Origin of the sequence: Eilatimonas milleporae (assembly GCF_003688555.1) — a bacterium.
Classification (GTDB): Bacteria; Pseudomonadota; Alphaproteobacteria; order Sphingomonadales; family Kordiimonadaceae; genus Eilatimonas; species Eilatimonas milleporae.
In genome coordinates this window covers 176007-193141 of the sequence record NZ_REFR01000014.1, presented here as the reverse complement: position 1 = coordinate 193141, position 17135 = coordinate 176007, and the positions used below count along the sequence as shown (strand labels likewise).

At 60.8% G+C, this 17135-nt stretch carries 17 protein-coding genes and 2 pseudogenes; 12 read left to right on the top strand and 7 right to left on the bottom strand.

All coding sequences use genetic code 11. The annotated features are described in order from the left end of the window. The first annotated feature begins 172 nt into the window (after positions 1-172). Positions 173-1585 (top strand): putative O-glycosylation ligase, exosortase A system-associated, encoded by a 1413-nt coding sequence (locus tag BXY39_RS15570; protein ID WP_170163883.1) that lies wholly within the window; start codon positions 173-175, stop codon positions 1583-1585. On the opposite strand, the gene BXY39_RS15565 is transcribed toward BXY39_RS15570, so the two are convergent. Together BXY39_RS15565 and pspF are read right to left on the bottom strand one after the other, a co-directional pair. Further along, positions 1582-1959, bottom strand: a complete 378-nt coding sequence (locus tag BXY39_RS15565; RefSeq protein WP_147453607.1) for a hypothetical protein — start codon at positions 1957-1959, stop codon at positions 1582-1584. The genes BXY39_RS15570 and BXY39_RS15565 overlap by 4 nt on opposite strands. A 46-nt stretch (positions 1960-2005) precedes the next feature. Continuing rightward, positions 2006-3013, bottom strand: a complete 1008-nt coding sequence (gene pspF, locus BXY39_RS15560; RefSeq protein ID WP_121939939.1) for a phage shock protein operon transcriptional activator — start codon at positions 3011-3013, stop codon at positions 2006-2008. A 747-nt stretch (positions 3014-3760) separates the two neighbouring features. Between pspF and pspA the strand changes: the two genes are divergently transcribed. The 4 genes from pspA (at position 3761) to BXY39_RS15535 (ending at position 5472) form a co-directional block, all read left to right on the top strand. Further along, a complete protein-coding gene (pspA, locus tag BXY39_RS15550) occupies positions 3761-4504 on the top strand; it encodes a phage shock protein PspA (protein ID WP_121939805.1) in 744 nt (247 codons plus the stop codon). A gap of 72 nt (positions 4505-4576) precedes the next feature. Beyond that, positions 4577-4804, top strand: a complete 228-nt coding sequence (pspB, locus tag BXY39_RS15545) for an envelope stress response membrane protein PspB (protein WP_121939804.1) — start codon at positions 4577-4579, stop codon at positions 4802-4804. Beyond that, positions 4794-5180: an envelope stress response membrane protein PspC gene (gene pspC, locus BXY39_RS15540; RefSeq protein ID WP_121939803.1), complete on the top strand. Its 387-nt coding sequence runs from the start codon at positions 4794-4796 to the stop codon at positions 5178-5180. Before pspB ends, pspC begins: the two co-directional genes overlap by 11 nt. A gap of 67 nt (positions 5181-5247) precedes the next feature. Beyond that, positions 5248-5472, top strand: coding sequence for a hypothetical protein (locus BXY39_RS15535; protein WP_121939802.1), 225 nt, complete (start codon positions 5248-5250; stop codon positions 5470-5472). Positions 5473-5544: 72 nt separating this feature from the next. Here the strand turns inward: BXY39_RS15535 and BXY39_RS15530 are convergent, their stop codons facing one another. Next, complete coding sequence (locus tag BXY39_RS15530) at positions 5545-6936, bottom strand: spinster family MFS transporter (RefSeq protein ID WP_170163882.1); 1392 nt, start codon at positions 6934-6936, stop codon at positions 5545-5547. A gap of 142 nt (positions 6937-7078) precedes the next feature. On the opposite strand from BXY39_RS15530, the gene BXY39_RS15525 reads away from it, so the two are divergent. Beyond that, the gene (locus BXY39_RS15525; protein WP_121939800.1) at positions 7079-7504 is read left to right on the top strand and encodes a SufE family protein; all 426 of its coding nucleotides are present in this window, start codon (positions 7079-7081) and stop codon (positions 7502-7504) included. A 389-nt stretch (positions 7505-7893) separates the two neighbouring features. Here BXY39_RS15525 and BXY39_RS15520 read toward each other — a convergent pair. The 4 genes and pseudogenes from BXY39_RS15520 to BXY39_RS15505 form a co-directional block, all read right to left on the bottom strand. After that, positions 7894-9231, bottom strand: a pseudogene (locus BXY39_RS15520) (sodium-dependent transporter); the annotation flags it as partial. A 253-nt stretch (positions 9232-9484) separates the two neighbouring features. Beyond that, on the bottom strand, positions 9485-10384 hold the full coding sequence (locus BXY39_RS15515) for a hypothetical protein (protein WP_121939798.1): 900 nt from the start codon (positions 10382-10384) through the stop codon (positions 9485-9487). Continuing rightward, positions 10381-11163 (bottom strand): carbonic anhydrase, encoded by a 783-nt coding sequence (locus tag BXY39_RS15510; protein ID WP_170163881.1) that lies wholly within the window; start codon positions 11161-11163, stop codon positions 10381-10383. The genes BXY39_RS15515 and BXY39_RS15510 overlap by 4 nt, the downstream gene beginning before the upstream one ends. Positions 11164-11328: 165 nt before the next feature. After that, entirely contained in the window at positions 11329-11853 is a 525-nt protein-coding gene (locus BXY39_RS15505) for a J domain-containing protein (RefSeq protein ID WP_121939796.1), read from the bottom strand. Positions 11854-12050: 197 nt separating this feature from the next. Between BXY39_RS15505 and BXY39_RS15500 the strand changes: the two are divergent. The 6 genes and pseudogenes from BXY39_RS15500 to BXY39_RS15475 form a co-directional block, all read left to right on the top strand. Continuing rightward, positions 12051-12755: pseudogene (locus BXY39_RS15500) on the top strand (response regulator transcription factor); the annotation flags it as partial. A 364-nt stretch (positions 12756-13119) separates the two neighbouring features. Next, entirely contained in the window at positions 13120-14742 is a 1623-nt protein-coding gene (locus BXY39_RS15495; RefSeq protein WP_121939794.1) for a stimulus-sensing domain-containing protein, read from the top strand. A 50-nt stretch (positions 14743-14792) separates the two neighbouring features. After that, positions 14793-15272 (top strand): HPr kinase/phosphorylase, encoded by a 480-nt coding sequence (locus BXY39_RS15490; protein WP_121939793.1) that lies wholly within the window; start codon positions 14793-14795, stop codon positions 15270-15272. A 61-nt stretch (positions 15273-15333) separates the two neighbouring features. Further along, positions 15334-16263, top strand: a complete 930-nt coding sequence (gene rapZ, locus BXY39_RS15485) for an RNase adapter RapZ (protein WP_121939792.1) — start codon at positions 15334-15336, stop codon at positions 16261-16263. A 109-nt stretch (positions 16264-16372) separates the two neighbouring features. Then, on the top strand, positions 16373-16771 hold the full coding sequence (locus tag BXY39_RS15480; RefSeq protein ID WP_121939791.1) for a PTS sugar transporter subunit IIA: 399 nt from the start codon (positions 16373-16375) through the stop codon (positions 16769-16771). Then, positions 16743-17096, top strand: coding sequence for an HPr family phosphocarrier protein (locus tag BXY39_RS15475; protein WP_121939790.1), 354 nt, complete (start codon positions 16743-16745; stop codon positions 17094-17096). The genes BXY39_RS15480 and BXY39_RS15475 overlap by 29 nt, the downstream gene beginning before the upstream one ends. Positions 17097-17135 lie beyond the last annotated feature (39 nt).

Sequence of the window (17135 nt, the reverse complement as noted above, 5' to 3'; positions counted from 1 at the left end):
CAAAGTCAAGATGCGCCATGTCTGTGGCCTTGCCTGACCCGCCGGCAGTGGCCACAATGGTCCATGCCTGATGTCACAGGGCCCGAGACCACAGAAGCCAAGACCGCATGGTCCAAGGTTTCAGACGCTCTGTGGCGAAGCGGAAGGCCGAAGCGGAAGGAATGTTCCTGTCATGCGCGGTTTGTTGATCGCCGTCCTGATTCTTGGCTGGTTGCCCATGATCCTTTTCAAACCCCATATCGGGGTGCTGGTCTGGGACTGGGTGTCGCACATGAATCCGCAGGCCCAGACATACGGGTTTGCCCAGACATTCCAGTTTCTGGACCTGATCGCCGGCATGACCCTGATCGGCCTGTTTCTGAGCAAGGATCATGTCCGGCTTCCGGCCCACCCGATCGTTATGGCGCTGGGTTTGTATCTGATCTGGGTGTTCATCACCACCGTGGCGGCCTTTGAACCGGCGCGCGGGCAGGACAAGCTGGTTCAGATGTTCAAGGTCATTCTGTTCGCCGCCGTGTCCATGAGCGTGATGCGGTCCCCCAACCGGTTGAAGGCTTTTGTCTGGATCATGGGCCTGTCGCTTGGCTATGTGATCATCAAGGGGGGGCTTTTTACCATCATCACCGCCGGGGCGCATCGTGTGCAGGGGGCCGGCGGCATGATTTCCGACAACAATCATCTGGCCATGGCCCTGGCCATGATGGTGCCCCTGACGGTTTATTTTTTCCGTCACCCGCCGCACCGGCTGATGAAATGGCCGTTGCTCGGTGTGCCGGTGCTGGCCGTGGTGTCCGTTCTGGGTACCCAGTCGCGCGGCGGTCTGGTGGCGCTGGCGGCTGTGCTGGGCATGGGGGTGCTGCTGACGCGCCGCCGACTGATGCTGATGGCCCTGATGGTGCCGATCGGCCTTGTCGGCATTGCCTACATGCCTGAGAACTGGACGAACCGTTTTCAAAGCATTGAGCGCGCGACCGATGACGACAGTTTTATCGGGCGGGTGTCCATGTGGCGGTTTTCATCCAACCTTGCGGATGAGAACCCCGTGACGGGGGGTGGTTTTGACGTATTTTACGTGCCCCGTGCCGCCGATCTTTACATGCCACCGGGCTATAAGGCACGGGCGCCGCATTCCATCTATTTCGAGGTGTTGGGCGAGCATGGCTATGTCGGCCTTGTGCTGTTCATGACCCTTATTTTCATCGGCTGGTATTCAGGAGGGGCGGCCGCCCGGAAATACGGCGCCTATAAGGAGACCCGATGGCTTGGCGACTTGTGCCGCGCCGTTCAGGTCAGTGTTGTTGGCTTTGCCGTCGGCGGATTGACGGTGAATATTGCCACCTTTGATCTGTTTTACCATATGCTGGCACTGATTGTGATGTCGGAGACTGTCGGCGGTGTTTTACTGACCCAGGGTGTGACCCCGGTCACGGGCGGAGAAACCACGGTTGTCTCCGGCGGTCGGACGCGGAAATGGCGCCCGCCGCCGGCGGTCGTCGGCCGCCAGACGCAACGGCAACAGCCGGGCGGCACACCTGACGGAGCCGCCTCGCAGTATAGCGGGGACAGGGCCGGCCGAACGGTCTAGGGGCCTCCGGTTCCGTCTTTTCTGTCGGATGGTGATGGGTCCTCTTCCGAGATCAGGTTGGAAAAGGGGTCGGTGCCGCGCCTGCGCTGCAGCAGCGACAGGGCGATGCCCGCCAGTGCGCCCGCGCCGATAACGGCGACAAAAATCATGGCAAATCCCAACACCCAGGCAAACAGGCTGTGCATGCCCTCGCAGTCCGTGCCGCAATAGCCGGCATCCGGATTGCCGACCCAGACGCGGAAGGCAAGCATGGCGGCAACCGACACGGCGATCAGGCCGATCACGCCGCGCAACGTCACAAAGGGTTTGTTGCGTGACCGCCGCCGTCTCTGCAAAAAAATACTGGCCCGTTTGAAGCCATCTTCCTGTGTCATGCGGGGCACTATGGGCGGGCCATGTATGGGGATCAAGCCGCTTGCGTTAAAGCAGGCCGTGTTTTTTCATCGTGTGCCGCAGCTGATCATAGGTCAGTCCCACGGCGCGTGCCGTGGCCCGCTGATTATGACGATTGTCGGCAAGCGCCTTCGTGACAAGGCTTTTTTCAGCCGATGCCATGATGCGCCGGAGATCGAATTCCGGTCCTTCGGGCCAGTTGACCGGTCCGCCCGTGCCGGTTGCCGATTGTGCCGGTTCAGTGGGTTTGCCGGGGCGATAGGGACTTTCGAACGGATCGAAGATGATGGCGTCGATGGGCTTTTCCCCGTCCCAGGCCCGGTATACCGCCCGCTCGATGACATTCTTCAGCTCCCGCACATTGCCGGGCCAGGCATAGCCGGCGATGGCCGCGAGAGCCTCCTCCGTAAAGCCGGGAAACACCAGCCATTCGAGATCGCTGGCCATTTGCCGGCCGAAATGTTCGGCCAGCAGGGAGATATCCTCGGGCCGTGCCCTCAGCGGTGGAACGGTGATCACGTCAAAGGCAAGGCGGTCCAGAAGGTCGTGCCGGAACCGTCCGGCATCGGCCGCCGCCGGAAGATCGATGTTGGTGGCCCCGATAACCCGGACATCGACGTTCAGGGTTTCGGTTCCGCCCAGGCGCTCAAACTCGCCATATTCGATGACACGCAGCAGCTTTTCCTGTGCATTGGCGCTCAGCGTGCCGATTTCGTCCAGAAAGAGGGTGCCTTCATGCGCCAGTTCAAAACGACCGGCGCGCCGCGTGCTCGCCCCGGTGAAGGCGCCGGGCTCATATCCGAACAGCTCGCTTTCCAGCAGGGTTTCCGGCAGGGCCGCGCAGTTCAGTTTCTGGAACGTCTTGTTCCAGCGGTTAGATAGATAATGCAGTCGCGCGGCGATGAGTTCCTTGCCCGTGCCGCGTTCGCCGATCACCAGCATTGACCGGTTCATGGGCGCGGCCCGGCTGATCTGGTCCATAAGGTCGAGAAAAGCCGGGGATGCGCCGACGATACTGTCTGATCCATTCGCCATATTGGTATTTATAGCCAAAAATTGGTGTAAAAAACACTAACTTTTTCATATCTGAAAATGCGGCAAGAAAATAATCATTTATTTTCAATGGGTTATTTTTTTCAAAAAACTGGCACGCTCCCTGCTATATAACGAGCGTCGACGCGGAAGCCCGTGACGGCAGCGAGGACCCCCGGCGGCGGAACGCCCGATAAAGAAGAGGCCAACACGCCAAAGGGAATAACAGAATGCCCGCTCAAGGGCACACAGGAAGCAACGGGACAAGAAGAGGCCAACAGCCCCGCCCAAGCACCAAGACAAGAAACGTAAGACAAGAAGAGGATAGACTGATGCACAGCTTCACCCACCTGGCCCCGATGGTTTCCGCAATCGACGCTTTCGAGGGGGAGATCCGTTCAATCGGTGGCGTTTTCGGTCGCACGGCCGGTCGCCTGACTGCCTTCCCGGGTGTGACACGCCGCCAAAGACGTGTTTCCCGTGCCCGGCGTATTTCCCGCGCCGCGGCATAACCGACAGGGTGTGGCCGGCCCTCAACCCGCCGGCCTGCCCGAACCGATAGTCAAGTGCCTGGGTCACGACGGATAACGGTCCGGGTTCAGCGAGGAAAAGCCTGAATAAACAGGCGATAAAAAACCGGGCCTTGGTCTACCAAGCGGAAAACGCATCCGAGCCCGGGTCACGACACGCAAAGACAAAGGGCGGGTTTCGGCCCGCCCAATGCGAGGACAAGACAGAAAGGACAGTATCATGGGTATCTTTTCCCGCCTCAGCGACATCATCAATTCCAACATAAATGCCATTCTGGACAAGGCGGAAGACCCTGAAAAAATCATCCGCATGGTGATCCAGGAAATGGAGGACACCCTTGTGGAAGTCCGCTCCAGCGCCGCCAAGACCATTGCGGATCAGAAGGATATCGAACGCCGCGTCAAGCGTCTGGCCCAGGCTGAAAGCGACTGGGAAAACAAGGCCGAACTGGCGCTGTCCAAAGGCCGCGATGATCTGGCCCGCGGTGCCCTGATCGAGAAAAACAAGATTTCCGACATGCGCGCCCAACTGGACGAGGATATGGCCCATCTGAAGGAGGCCCTTGGCCGCCATGAAGAGGATGTCATCAAGCTGGAGGCGAAACTGCGCGAAGCGCGTGCCAAGAAAGCCACCATCGAGGCGCGGCAGAAAACCGCGACCAGTCAGGTGCGTGTGCGCAAAAACCTCTATGATAACCGTATCCATGATGCCTTTGAGCGGTTTGAGAAAGTCGAGCATCGCCTGGATCGCCTGGAGGGCGAAGCGGAGGCCATGTCTCTCGGCCGCGACATTGAAGGCAGCCTTGAAGACGCCTTCAAAACCCTTGAGGTGACGGACGAGATCGAAAAAGAACTGGCCGCTATGAAGGCGAAAATGTCCGGCCAGCCCGGCAAGACGGCCAAATCCGAGAAACCCGCCGCCAAGGCGCAGGCGAAAAACGGCAGCAAGACGGCTGGAAAATAATATTATAAACGAGGGGGGAGAAGGTGGGCCATCCCGCCCATAACCCGCCCGGGAACAGAGGAGGCCGGAATTATGCCAGAGGTCATCGGTATATTGCTGGTAACGGTGGTGGCGCCCACCTGGATCGTTTTTCACTACATCACCCGCTGGAAACAGATGAAGGGCCTGAGCGCCGAGGACGAAGCGTCCTTTCAGGATCTGCGCACCACGGCCAATAAGCTGGAAGATCGCCTGCGCACGTTGGAACGCATTCTGGATGACGAGGTCCCTGACTGGAGGAGCCGGTATTATGACGCGTAAAAGCCCCGTGAAATTATACAAAAATCCCGAACAAGGCCGGATCATGGGTGTCTGCGCGGGCGTGGCCGATTATACCGGCGTGAATGTTTGTGCGGTCAGGATGCTGACGATCATTCTGGCGATTTTCACCGGTTTCTGGCTTGTGCTGATCGGTTATTTCATCCTTGGCGCCATCCTGGAGCCCAAACCCCAGGATCTTTACGCCGATGAAGAGGAAGAGGAGTTCTGGCGCCAGACACGGACGCAACCCGATTATACCGCTGTCGAACTGCGCCGCCGTTTCCGGGATATCGAGACCCGCACGGCCAAGATGGAGGCCTATATGACCTCCAAGCGTTTCAGGTTGGAACAGGAACTGCGCAGTCTGGAAGACTGACACACGATCAGATATCAGAGCCGGAAAGTGCCATGTCGCTTTCCGGCTTTTTTAACGGGGGTCGATTATGGATCACAGAGTGGCTTTTGCCCTGGTTATCGGGCTTGTCGTATTGGCGGGGACGCTGATCGATCACCGGGCCAAACTGGCGCGTATTCGCGCCGAGCGCGGCACGGATGAGCGCGAAATGGACCGTCTTCGTGATCTGGCGGGGCGCCTGGAACAGCGTATGCACAATATGGAGCGCATTCTCGATGCCGAGGTCCCAGGCTGGCGGGAACGCCTGGATTGACCGGTCCTTGTGATGCGGGCGGCGGCGGCGGGTCAGCCGCCCGACCCCGGTGAAAGGCCGCTCCCCTTTGACTTATGCGGATGATGAATTCAGCCGCGCTTCCTCCTCGGCAAAGGCCTTGGCGTATGCCTTGCGGGACCACAGCAGAAGCCCCAGCGCGAAGGGCGTTGTGATCAGGCTCAGCAGCAAAAGCGAGTAATTGATCGCTTTCGGATCCTGGAAAACACTGTCCGTGAAATAGCCGACCAGCAGCGGGCCCAGACCGTAGCCGAACAAATTCGTCGTCAGGACAAACAGGGCCACGGCCTGCCCGCGCATCTGGTTCGGTGTGATCAGTTGCAGCCCGGCATAGGCAACGCCTGTCGGCAGATTGATGAACATGTTTGTCACGGCCAGACCGGCCCACACCAATGTCAGATTGTCCGACAGTGTGGTGACGATGAAGGGCAGAAAATAGCCGATGGGTGCCAGCATCAGCGCGCGGATATGGGCATCCTTGCGCCCCTTGGCCAGCCACTGGTCGGCGGCCCACCCGCCGAGCAGAAGCCCGATCGGGCCGCTGACAAGGGCAATGACCCCGAAGGTGGCGGCCATCTCGGCGGGCGGGACATCATGGACCCGCAGGAAAAAGAAAGTCAGGAAGTTGACCGTCCCATACCCCAGCGCCGCCGTGGCCGCCACACCCATGCAAATGCCGGTATAGGCTTTCCACCGGCCTTTCATGAAGGTGACGACCTCGCCCAGCGGCACGGCGCGGGCGCTGCCCGATGTGCCCTTGCGGCTGGGTTCTTTCAGCATCATGACAAGCACGGTCAGGATCAACCCCGGCAGGCCGACGATCAGGAAGCTTTTTTGCCAGTCGGACAAGGGGGGTCGTCCGGGCAGAGCGATGTCCGGCAGCCTGTCGGCAAACTCGATCACGGCCCCGCCGATGATAAAGGCCAGTGCCGCTCCCATCGGGACGGCCATGGCATATACGCTGAGCGCGGTGGCCAGCCTTTCCTTGCGGAAACTGTCGGCGATGAGAGACCCGGCGGCGGGTGCCAGTGTGGCTTCGCCGACGCCGACGCCGATACGGAACGCAAAAAGCTGCCAGTATCCGCGGGCAAAGCCCGAGGCGGCCGTCATCAGTGACCACAATGTCAGTCCGACGGCGATCAGGCCGCGCCGGCTGCGGCTGTCGGCGATGCGCGCACAGAAAAGCCCGAAGCCTGTGTAGAACAGGGCGAAGGCATAGCCGGTCAGCAGACCGAACCGGGTGTCCGAGATGCCGAAATCCGCCTTGATGGCCGGCCCGAGAAGGCTCAGAATCTGCCGGTCGATAAAGGAAAAAGTGTAGACGACGAGAAGAAGTGCCACCATATACCAGGCATAGGCCGGTTTGGGGTAGACGTCCTCGCCCGCGTGCGGAGCATGCGGCTCGGCCGGCACGGAGGCGGGCGCCTCATGGTCATCTCTGTTCATGGGGTCGGTGTCTCCGTAAAGAATAGGCAGGGAAAGCGGTTTTGGCGGCGCGGCATATAGGAGCCTTGCCGGCATGGCCTGTCAAGGCACTGCAAGACGAACCGGGTTATCGTGTCATGAATTGTATTGAGGCAAAACGGTCATGAAAGATACAATCCTGAACCAGACCAGCTTGGCCGAGGTCCGCGATACCTTCCAGTTTCTTGACGACTGGGAGGACCGCTACCGTTACGTCATCGATCTGGGCAAGAAACTGCCGGACCTTGACGATGCGGAAAAAATCGATCTGTACAAGGTGCGTGGCTGCCAGTCCCAGGTCTGGCTTGTGCCTGAGAAAAAAGACGGCAGGCTGTCTTTGCGCGGGGACAGTGACGCGCATATCGTGCGCGGGCTTGTTGCCTTGATGCTGCTGATTTTCTCGGACAAGACACCGGCGGATATCTTGAAAACCGATGCCAGGGCGATTCTTGACGAACTCGGCCTTGCGCAGCATCTGTCGCCCATGCGGGCCAACGGCCTGTTTTCAATGGTGGAGCGTATCCGTGCTATCGCGGCGGACGCGCTTTAGCCGTTGCAGCCGGGGCCGTCGCCGGCATTGTGTGGCATGGCTGTACCAGGCACCCCCCTTCACAGGACGATAAGCAGCGTGCGGTCCTGTGAAAGAGGGGCGTTGAGACGGGCGTGACGACGGCGTCAGTATTCGTCCCGGTCCTCCGGTTCGCCGAGGGCCTTGTGGGCTTCGCGCAGTTGGGCCCGTTCGATAGTACCGTGGGTTGCGACGGCGACGAACAGGACCGCGAAGGGAAACACCAGGCCGACCAGGAACCACCCCGCAGGGGACCGGTCGCGAATATAGGCCAATCTGCCGGACGCGATCGCCAGTGCGAACCATACGATGCCGATGAGGACGTCGACCGAATACAGCAGATTGTAGAAATCATCGCCGAACAGCAGACCCAGGAAAACAAACAGGATGGCAACGGGGGCCGCGAACCGCACCAGGAAATACCAGATACGGAATGCCCGCACCGACATTGCCAGTTCGGCCAGCATGCTTTTGCGGGCGACAAACCAGCCGACGAACAGCGCCGTGAACATGCCCGCGACCGGCATCATGATATTGTTTGTCAGATAGTCTTTCAGGCCGAACAGATCGAAGCCGAAAAGCCGCACGTCCGACAAAAAGCTGTCGCCCTGGCTGTACGCAGTCAGAATCCCCAAAAGGAAAGCCCCGCCACCGATCAGGATGGCGGCGTTGCGCCGTGAAAGGGCACCGGTTTCCTCGACATAGGCAACGGATGGCTCCAGAAGCGAAATCGCGCTGGTGATGGCGGCGACGAGCAGCAACCCGAAAAACAGCGTACCGAAAACAACGCCGAGCGGCATCTGTCCAAAGGCGATGGGCAGGGTCACGAACACCAGTCCCGGCCCCTGATTGGCGGCCAGCCCTTCAAACGCGAAGACGATCGGGAAGATGGCCAGACCGGACATGAGGGCAACGGCGCTGTCGGCGGCGGAAATGGTGATGGCCGACCGGGTGACATTGATGCTGCGGTCCAGATAGGAGCCATAGGTCATGATCGACCCGAGAGCCAGCGACAGAGAGAAAAAGGCGAGGCCCAGGGCCTCGACCACCCTGCGCGGCGTCAGATTTTCAAAGTTCGGCGAAAACAGAAAATCGATCGTGGCGCTGAAATTTCCGGCCACGCCGGCATAGATCACCAGAATGACGAGGATGACGAACAAGGCCGGCATCAGGGTAGTCACGGCCTTTTCCAGGCCCTTCTGAACACCGCGTGCCACGATGAAAACCGTTATGGCCATGAAAACCGCGTGTGTCAGCAGGGGCAAAAGCGGGTCGCTTATGAAGGACTGAAAATTTTCGCCTGAAATGGCGGCGTCATAGCCGCTGAACCCTCCCATGGCCTGGAAGAAATAGCCCAACGTCCATCCGCCGATCACGGAATAGAAGCTGATGACGATGAAGGCACCGATCACCCCTGACCAGCCGACCAGTTGCCACCATGAACTGCGGCCTTCCGCCTTTGCGATTTCCCGCATCGAGCCGACGGGCGACAATTGTCCGCGCCGCCCCAGTGACAGTTCCGCGATGAGAACCGGGGTTCCGATCAGAAAAACAAAGGCCAGATAGATCAGGACAAAGGCGCCGCCGCCGCCCTGACCGGCCTCATACGGAAATTTCCATATGTTGCCAAGACCGACGGCACTGCCGACGGCGGCCAGCAAAAAGGTCCAGCGTGATGACCAGTGAGCGTGGCCGGTTGAAACCGCCATGAAAGGCCTCCCTCCCCAAGGATTGGACGGACTGTGCGCATTGGGTGCCGTTTATCCGGTTCACCCGAAGCCTGCCTTGCCCTCACTATCGATATCATCGGATACCAATATAGCCGGGGCTTCCTGCGGCACGTCCGTCCGAACAAGCGCCGGATCATAGGGGCAGTGCATGCGGGAAGCCACCCTCTTTTTATAGGGCCGTTTCATGGGGCGGCACCGGCCTATGAAACGGCCTGTGTGTGATCCTGCGTTCCTATGTGCCGGGGGTCGAAGCCTGGACCCTGTCAAGGACGCGGCAATATGGGCCGTTTGCCCGGATCTCTTCGCACAGGGTATTGGCATCCTGCCAGTTTACGGTTGTGACACCCAGGCGCCATACGGTGCCGGTCACGTTGACCTGCCATTCATCGATCAGCCCTTGCAGTGCGGGGTACTGTCGTTCCAGTGCCTGTACGCCTGCGGCTGCCGCTTCGGCCGTGCGATAGCTTGTCAGGTGTGCAAACCATGTCCCGCTGCGGCTGGCCGAGGGCGGCGTCGTTACGGTTACAGGCGTGGCGGGTGCCGTGCGTGCCGCACTGCCGGTCTGGGGTGATGCGGGCAATCGGGGTTTTTCACGCAGCGGATCATAGCGTCCGTCCTCACCTGTGCTCCCGTCGCCGGCCATGTCTTCATCCGGGTCTTGTGCGGGCAGACCGGCATGCAATGTCCTTGGCGGCGTCATGACCACATCGTGGGCGCGCAAATCGCCCGCGATGCGCACGAGCGCCCGGCTGGCGATATCCTTCATGGCGCCGTTCGCCAACACACGTCCGTCAGGGCAGATGATACGGATATCCATATCCACCGGGCCCGAGACGACATCCGCGTAATATCTGCGGGCCGTGACACCGTGGCCGCTCAGGTCATTGGCCAGCGCGGTTAGAAAAGAGGCCTGCGCCATTTCATCGTCACCACTGCCGGTGGCGGTCATCAGGGCGGATGGGGCCGGCGTCGCGCTGCACAGAACCGTTACGGCATCCGGTGACGGTGCGAGTGCGGTGCCCGAGGTGCGAGGGGCTCCCATGCTTTGACAGGCACCGAGAACGGGCGCCATCATGCCAAGGGCAAAAAGCGTTTTCACATGCCGGCACAAATGGGACAGGGCGTGGGTCATGGGGCCTCGGCGTCCAGAATCATACGGTTGTTGCGCGCCTGCACGGGGCGGCTATTGGTCCCGATCAGTGCCTTGGCCGCCGAAATCTGAACCGATGACAGGGTAAGCGGCGTTTTCAGGACATACCAATGGACCCCTTCGGTGCAGGGGGGCACGGTCTGTGATCCCATGTAACGGTAATAATGCTTGTCCGACGGCATCAGGTCGCGGGCATTGACGGCAACCGCCTCCGGCCTGTTGCGCTGTCCCGGCTCCAGGGGAAGATGCGGCCAGATTTCATCGGCGGCGGCACTGGCCCGGCCCGGTTCCACCAAAACGGAAACGGTGGCCAGGCTGCCGTCGCTGCCGCGATGATGGAATTGCACTTCCATTTCAAACAAGCGTCCCAGGATGCGGTGCTCGCTTGGTGTGTGAAAGTCGACCCGTTCCAGCCGGAAGCTTTTCTCGCCCACACGCAGGACGCCGCTTGCCGCCATATGCATGCCCTTGCCGCTGTTGACCACTTCCAGCGGCACAACAGTATAATCCGTCTCCAAGGCGTGCATGAGAACGGGGTCCGTGCCTTCGATATTGATCGGAGACTGGCTGCGGCCGTCCCGGCACTGGCTGTAGGCCGGTGACAAGGCACCCCAGGTTTCCGGGCCCCGGGAGCCGTTGTATCCCCAGTCCGGCATGTCCTGGGCAAAGGGGGCCTGATCCGGCGCGGTACCGGCGGCGGATAACAGAATGAGCCCGCCGGCGATGGTGCGAAGGTGTCTCCGGAAGTTTTCGGTTGGCATGACTGTCCCCTTCATCGATGACCGGCCTTTTTCCGCTGCCGTTCGGTGCCGGCACATGATTTCGCCGACTTCAGCTAAGTATCAGAAAAACCTAACGGATTGCAAAACAACTGAAAAGAATCATTTCAAATTATCGGCGTCGCTGCCCGTGGCGGCCGCGGATGGTCAGGCCGAAGGGGATTTGGCCGTGCTCAACAGGTCATAGGCCAGTTGGATCTGGTGAAAACGCTCTGCCGCTTCGGGGTCGCCGGGATTGGCATCCGGATGGAACAGTTTGGCCAGGCGGCGATATTGTTTCTTGATGGCGTCCTGACCGGCACCGGCATCCAGTTCCAGTGTATCATAGGCACGGGCCTGCGAGCTGGTCAGACCATCGCTATCCGTCGCGCCGCCCCATTCGAATGCCCCCGAACTGGCAAAGGCATCGGATGTCTGTGTGCCGTCCTTCATATGCTGGCGGATTTCATCTTCGCTCATGCCGTCGAAATAATTCCAGTTGCGGTTATATTCGGCGGCGTGGGCGCGGCAGAAATACCAGCGCTCGGACGAGCCCGCGGATTTCGGCGCCGGATGTTCCCCTTTCTCCATGCAGCCGACATAATCGCACATGCGGACGGGTTCCGCTTCCTTGTCGCGGCCATATTCCCCCCAGCGCGGGAAACCGAAGCTTTTTAGATGATCATGTGCCATATTCCGAAAACTAGCACAGGCCTGCCGCACCACAACAGGTCTTTCACCGGTTTGTGTGCGGTGTGTCCTGTCGCGGTGCCGGACGGTTGAAATGGCGGCTCTGTAATCTCCGGGCGCCTTTTTTTTGTCGCAAATCCGGCTTAACGCCTGAAAAGAGATATCGATTACTGTGATTAACACCGGGTAAGGGGGCTTGAATGTCAGCAACGATCGCACTTGTCGATGATGATCGCAACATCCTGACGTCCGTCACGATCGCACTGGAGGCCGAGGGCTTTCGCGTGCGCACATACCCGGATGGCCAGCGGGCCTGGGACGTGCTGCGCGACAAGCCCGCCGACTTGGCGGTTCTTGACATCAAAATGCCACGTATGGACGGCATGGAGTTGCTGCGCCGTCTGCGTGAAGTGACCGATATGCCGATCATCTTTCTGACCTCCAAGGATGATGAAATCGATCAGCTGCTCGGATTGCGGATGGGGGCCGACGATTATATCACCAAACCCTTTTCCCAGCGCCTTCTGATAGAGCGGATCCGCACGCTTCTCCGCCGTATGGATATGACGCGGGCGACAGACAAGACCGAAGAGGAAAGCCCTGCCGACGATATTCTGGAAAGAGGCCGGCTGACGCTTGATCCCTTGCGCCATATCGTGACCTGGGATGACAAGCAGGTGACCCTGACAGTCACGGAATTCCTGATTCTGCAGGCTTTGGCGCAGCATCCCGGTCACGTCAAAAGCCGGGACCAACTGATGGATGTGGCCTATTCCGACGATGTTTATGTGGATGACAGGACCATCGACAGTCATATCAAGCGTCTCCGCAAGAAATTCCGTGTCGTGGATACTGAGTTCGCAGCCATTGAAACACTGTATGGGGTTGGCTACCGCTACCGTCAGAATGAAGGGGTGGGCGACAGTGATTCCCAGAACGGTGAGGACGACCCCCCGCAACAGAATGCTGCCGAACAGGACAGCCCGGTCCCGGAAGACGGGGGTGTCGCGGACGGACCCGACAGCAGCAGGGCCGATGCCCCGTCGCCCTAAGGGTGCAGCGCGATGACAGCCCGCAATCGCAGCGCCACAGACCGCCTGTATGTCCGTAAACCGGCCGGATTGACCGTGACAACAGGTGCGTTTTCAGAACCACTCGCCGGTGACTGCGCCGCATGATGTTTTGGGCACCCAATGATTAGGGTGGGCGTTGGAATGCCGGGGCGCAAATCCGACAGGCACGCAGGTGAGGCACCGAACAGGATCGATCATGGTGGCAGACCCTAAACCCGAAGCGCTCGTCATACAGCGCCGCCGTTTTCTGTCACCGCTCATGGTCAGGATCATGGCGGTCAATGTGCTTGCCCTTGTCGTCCTGGTCGGCGGTGTTCTCTATCTGAACCAGTTTCGTGACGATCTGATCGACAGCCGTGTCGAGACCATGCTGACACGGGCCCGCATCATCGCCGGCGCTTTGGGTGAGGCGGCGGTGCTGGGACCGGAAGCCGACCAGCTTGACTTGGCCGCGGCGGAGCAGATTGTCCGGCGTCTTGTCGGGCCGACGGATATGCGCGCGCGCTTGTTCAGCACCAGTGGGGCCTTGATCGCCGACAGCCGTATTCTCGGCGGTGAACACCGTGTCGAGGCGGAACCGCTGCCTCTGCCGGACGCGATCGTGCCTGTCTGGCGGCAGGTGGAAACCGAACTGCTTGATCTTTTGGAAAGTTTTACACAACGCCGCAGCGCGCCGCGCGACATTGAGCGGCCGGGCCTGAGTGCCAGCGACCTGCTTGAGGTCGCATCCGCCCTGGAAGGGGAGAGCATGGTCCAGTTGCGCCTGCGCGAAGACGGCCGCTACGTCATCAATGTGGCGGTTCCCGTACAGCGTTTCCGCAGGGTTCTGGCCGGACTGATGGTGACCGCCCAGACAGAGGATATCGAGGCCATTGTCCGCGCGGAAGAGGCGCTCATTCTCAGAATTTTCGCCGCGGCGCTCGTCGTCACCCTTCTTTTGTCCTTCTTTCTGGGGCGAACCCTCGTCAGGCCGATCCGCAGGCTGGCACAGGCGGCGGAGAGAGTGCGGCGTAATGTGGGCCGTGAAAAATCCCTGCCGGCCTTCTCCCACCGCCGGGACGAGATCGGTGACCTGTCGCGCTCGCTGTCGGCGATGATGCGGGCCCTTTACAATCAAATTGACGCGGGCGAGCGATTTGCCGCCGACGTGGCGCATGAACTTAAAAACCCGCTGACCAGCATGCGCAGTGCGCTGGAGACCCTGCAACGCAGTGACAAGCCGGAAATCCGCCAGCGGCTGCTCGCCGTTCTGGGGGACGATGTCAGACGGCTGGATCGTCTGATCACCGATATTTCCGAAGCTTCCCGCATCGATGCGGAACTGACACGGGGGCATATGGAACCCGTCGATCTTGGCAATCTGCTGTCGGCCCTGGTGCAGACCTATGTCGCCACCCTTGAGGAGGGCGGGGTGAAAATCATCTTTGATTCGCCGAAGGAAGGCAGCCATATGGTCCTCGGTTTCGAGGCCCGCCTCGGCCAAGTCTGGCGCAATCTTGTCGACAATGCGATCAGCTTTTCCCCCAAGGGCGGTACGGTTACGCTGAAGCTGGCCAATCGCGGGCGACTGGTCATCGTCACCGTCGAGGATGAAGGGCCGGGCCTGCCGGAAGGCAGTGTCGACAAGATTTTCAAGCGGTTCTATTCCGAACGGACGGACGACCGTTCCTTCGGCCGTCATTCGGGGCTGGGGCTGGCCATCGCCCGCCAGATTGTCGAGGCGCACGGCGGGCGCATCACGGCGGAAAACAGGCTTGATAAAGCGGGCGCCATGACCGGGGCGCGTTTCATCGTCAGTCTGCCGAGAGGGACGAAATAACCGTATGCCCGGCGGCGCGGCCCGGGTGAGCGACGCGGAAAGCGGCACTGATGAAAAAACCTTCGCAACAGCCTTCCGGACGGCAGGGCGGGCAGCGGGGCCGGGACAGGGCCCGTATCCATGCCACGGCTGTTTCCATCGCCGGTCGGGGCGTTCTATTGCGCGGCCCGTCGGGCGCGGGCAAATCCGATCTGGGCATGCGCCTTATCGACCGGGGCGCGCGTCTTGTCGCCGATGACCATGTCTGCCTGCGCCGTGCCGGCGACCGCGTTCTGGCCTTCGCGCCGCATGCCCTGCGCGGGTTGATCGAGGTGCGCGGGGTGGGGATCGTGCGTTTGTCGGAGGCACCGCCCGTGCCTGTCGGCCTTGTGGTCGATCTTGTGCCCGAGGCGGATGTGCCGCGCTTACCCGTCATGGAAAAAACCGAACTGCTCGGCCTGCGCCTGCCGTACCGCCGCCTTTATGCCTTTGACGGGACCAGCGCAATGAAGATAGAGACAGGTCTGACAGGCACGATCCTGCCGCTGTGAAACGGGCCGGCGGTTCAGCCTGATCGCCAAGGGCAGCCAGTGGGGCAGAAAGGGCAGGGGCATGACGGTTGACCGGACCGGACCGGATCGAAACAGGACCGGCCACAGCCTTGAGGGGGGCGGTTCCCTCCGGCGCCTGCTGGTGTTCGTGACAGGCCTTTCCGGCGCCGGGAAATCCACGGCGCTGAGCGCTTTTGAGGATCTCGGCTTTGATACGGCCGACAATCTGCCGCCGCCCCTGTTGGACGGCCTGCTTGACCTGACCGAGCATCCCGATGTGCCGCTGGCCGTCGGTATTGACAGCCGTACGCCCCGTTTCGAACCCACGGCCTTTTTGCAAATGCTGGACCGGCTGAAACAGCAGGATGGGCTGGATGTGTCGGTGGTGTTTCTGGACGCGGATGACGAAATCCTCGTGCGCCGTTTCTCGGAAACGCGGCGCCGTCACCCGCTGGCCGCCAGCAATCGCCTGGCGGAAGGCATCGCGGCCGAAAGGACCATGCTGCGGGGTCTCAGGGATGCAGCGGGCTGTGTCATTGACACATCCATGCTGACCGGCGGTGACACGCGGCGGCTGATACGGGACCGATTCGCAGGCGGGGCGCCGGCCGGCCTTTTCGTCACCTGTATGTCCTTCGGCTTCTCGAAAGGGGTGCCCCGCGACGCCGATCTGGTTTTCGATGTCCGTTTCCTGCGCAATCCCCATTACGACCCGGATCTCAAACCGCTGACCGGCCGCGATGGGAAAGTCGCCGATTTTGTGCGTGCGGATCCCGGATTTGCCCCTTTTGTCGACAGGCTCGGAGCTCTGCTTGATCTGCTGCTGCCGCGCTATGAGGCCGAGGGTAAGGCGTATCTCACGCTTGCATTTGGATGCACGGGCGGCAAACATCGGTCCGTTATGATGGCGGAGACCATCGCCGCGCAGTTGGGCCGGCAGGCCGTGCAGGCCTGTTTGTTCCATCGTGACCTGCCCCGTGTGGGCGTGTAAGGGCGCCGGCGCGTTGAAAACGCCGGCGAGTTCAGTAAGCCGCCCGTTCAGGGACCGGAGACAATCCGGCCGGTACCGGGCAGATCTTGAGTGAGGAGACGGTTTCCATATGATTGGCATGGTGTTGGTAACCCATGGCCGCCTGGCCGAGGAATTCATCGCCGCGACCGAGCATGTCGTCGGCGAGCAGGATGCGATCCGTGCCATCTGCATCGGGCCCGATGACGATATGGAACAACGCCGCGAAGAGATTTTGCGGGCGATCGATGCCGTCGATACCGGTGACGGGATTGTGCTGCTGACCGATATGTTCGGCGGGACACCGTCCAATCTGGCGATTTCCCTTCTGGAAAAGGGACGGATCGAGGTCATCGCCGGCATCAATCTGCCCATGCTGATCAAACTGGCCAGTGTGCGCGGCGAACTGACGCTTGAGGATGCCGTCGAGGCGGCGCGCGATGCCGGTGTCAAATACATCAATGTCGCCAGCCACGTTCTGGGCGGATGACGGCACGGCGGGCATTGTGGACAGAAATTCCCCCGACACTCCCAAAACCCCCGGCGCGCCCGCGCGGCAGGTGACCATTGTCAACAGGCGCGGGCTTCATGCCAGGGCCTCGGCGGCCTTTGCCCGCGCGGCGGGTGCCTTCAGGGCGGAGATCACCGTTGCGAAGGATGACATGTCCGTGCCGGCAACATCGATCATGGGATTGATGATGCTGGGTGCGGCGAGGGGAGACAGTATTCGGCTGGAAGCGACGGGAGACGACGCCGAGGCGGCCCTTGTCGCGCTGGAGACGCTGGTCACTGAGCGGTTCGGGGAGAGCGAATAGGGCGGGTCGGGGAGAGCGAATAGGGCGGGCCGGGGAGAG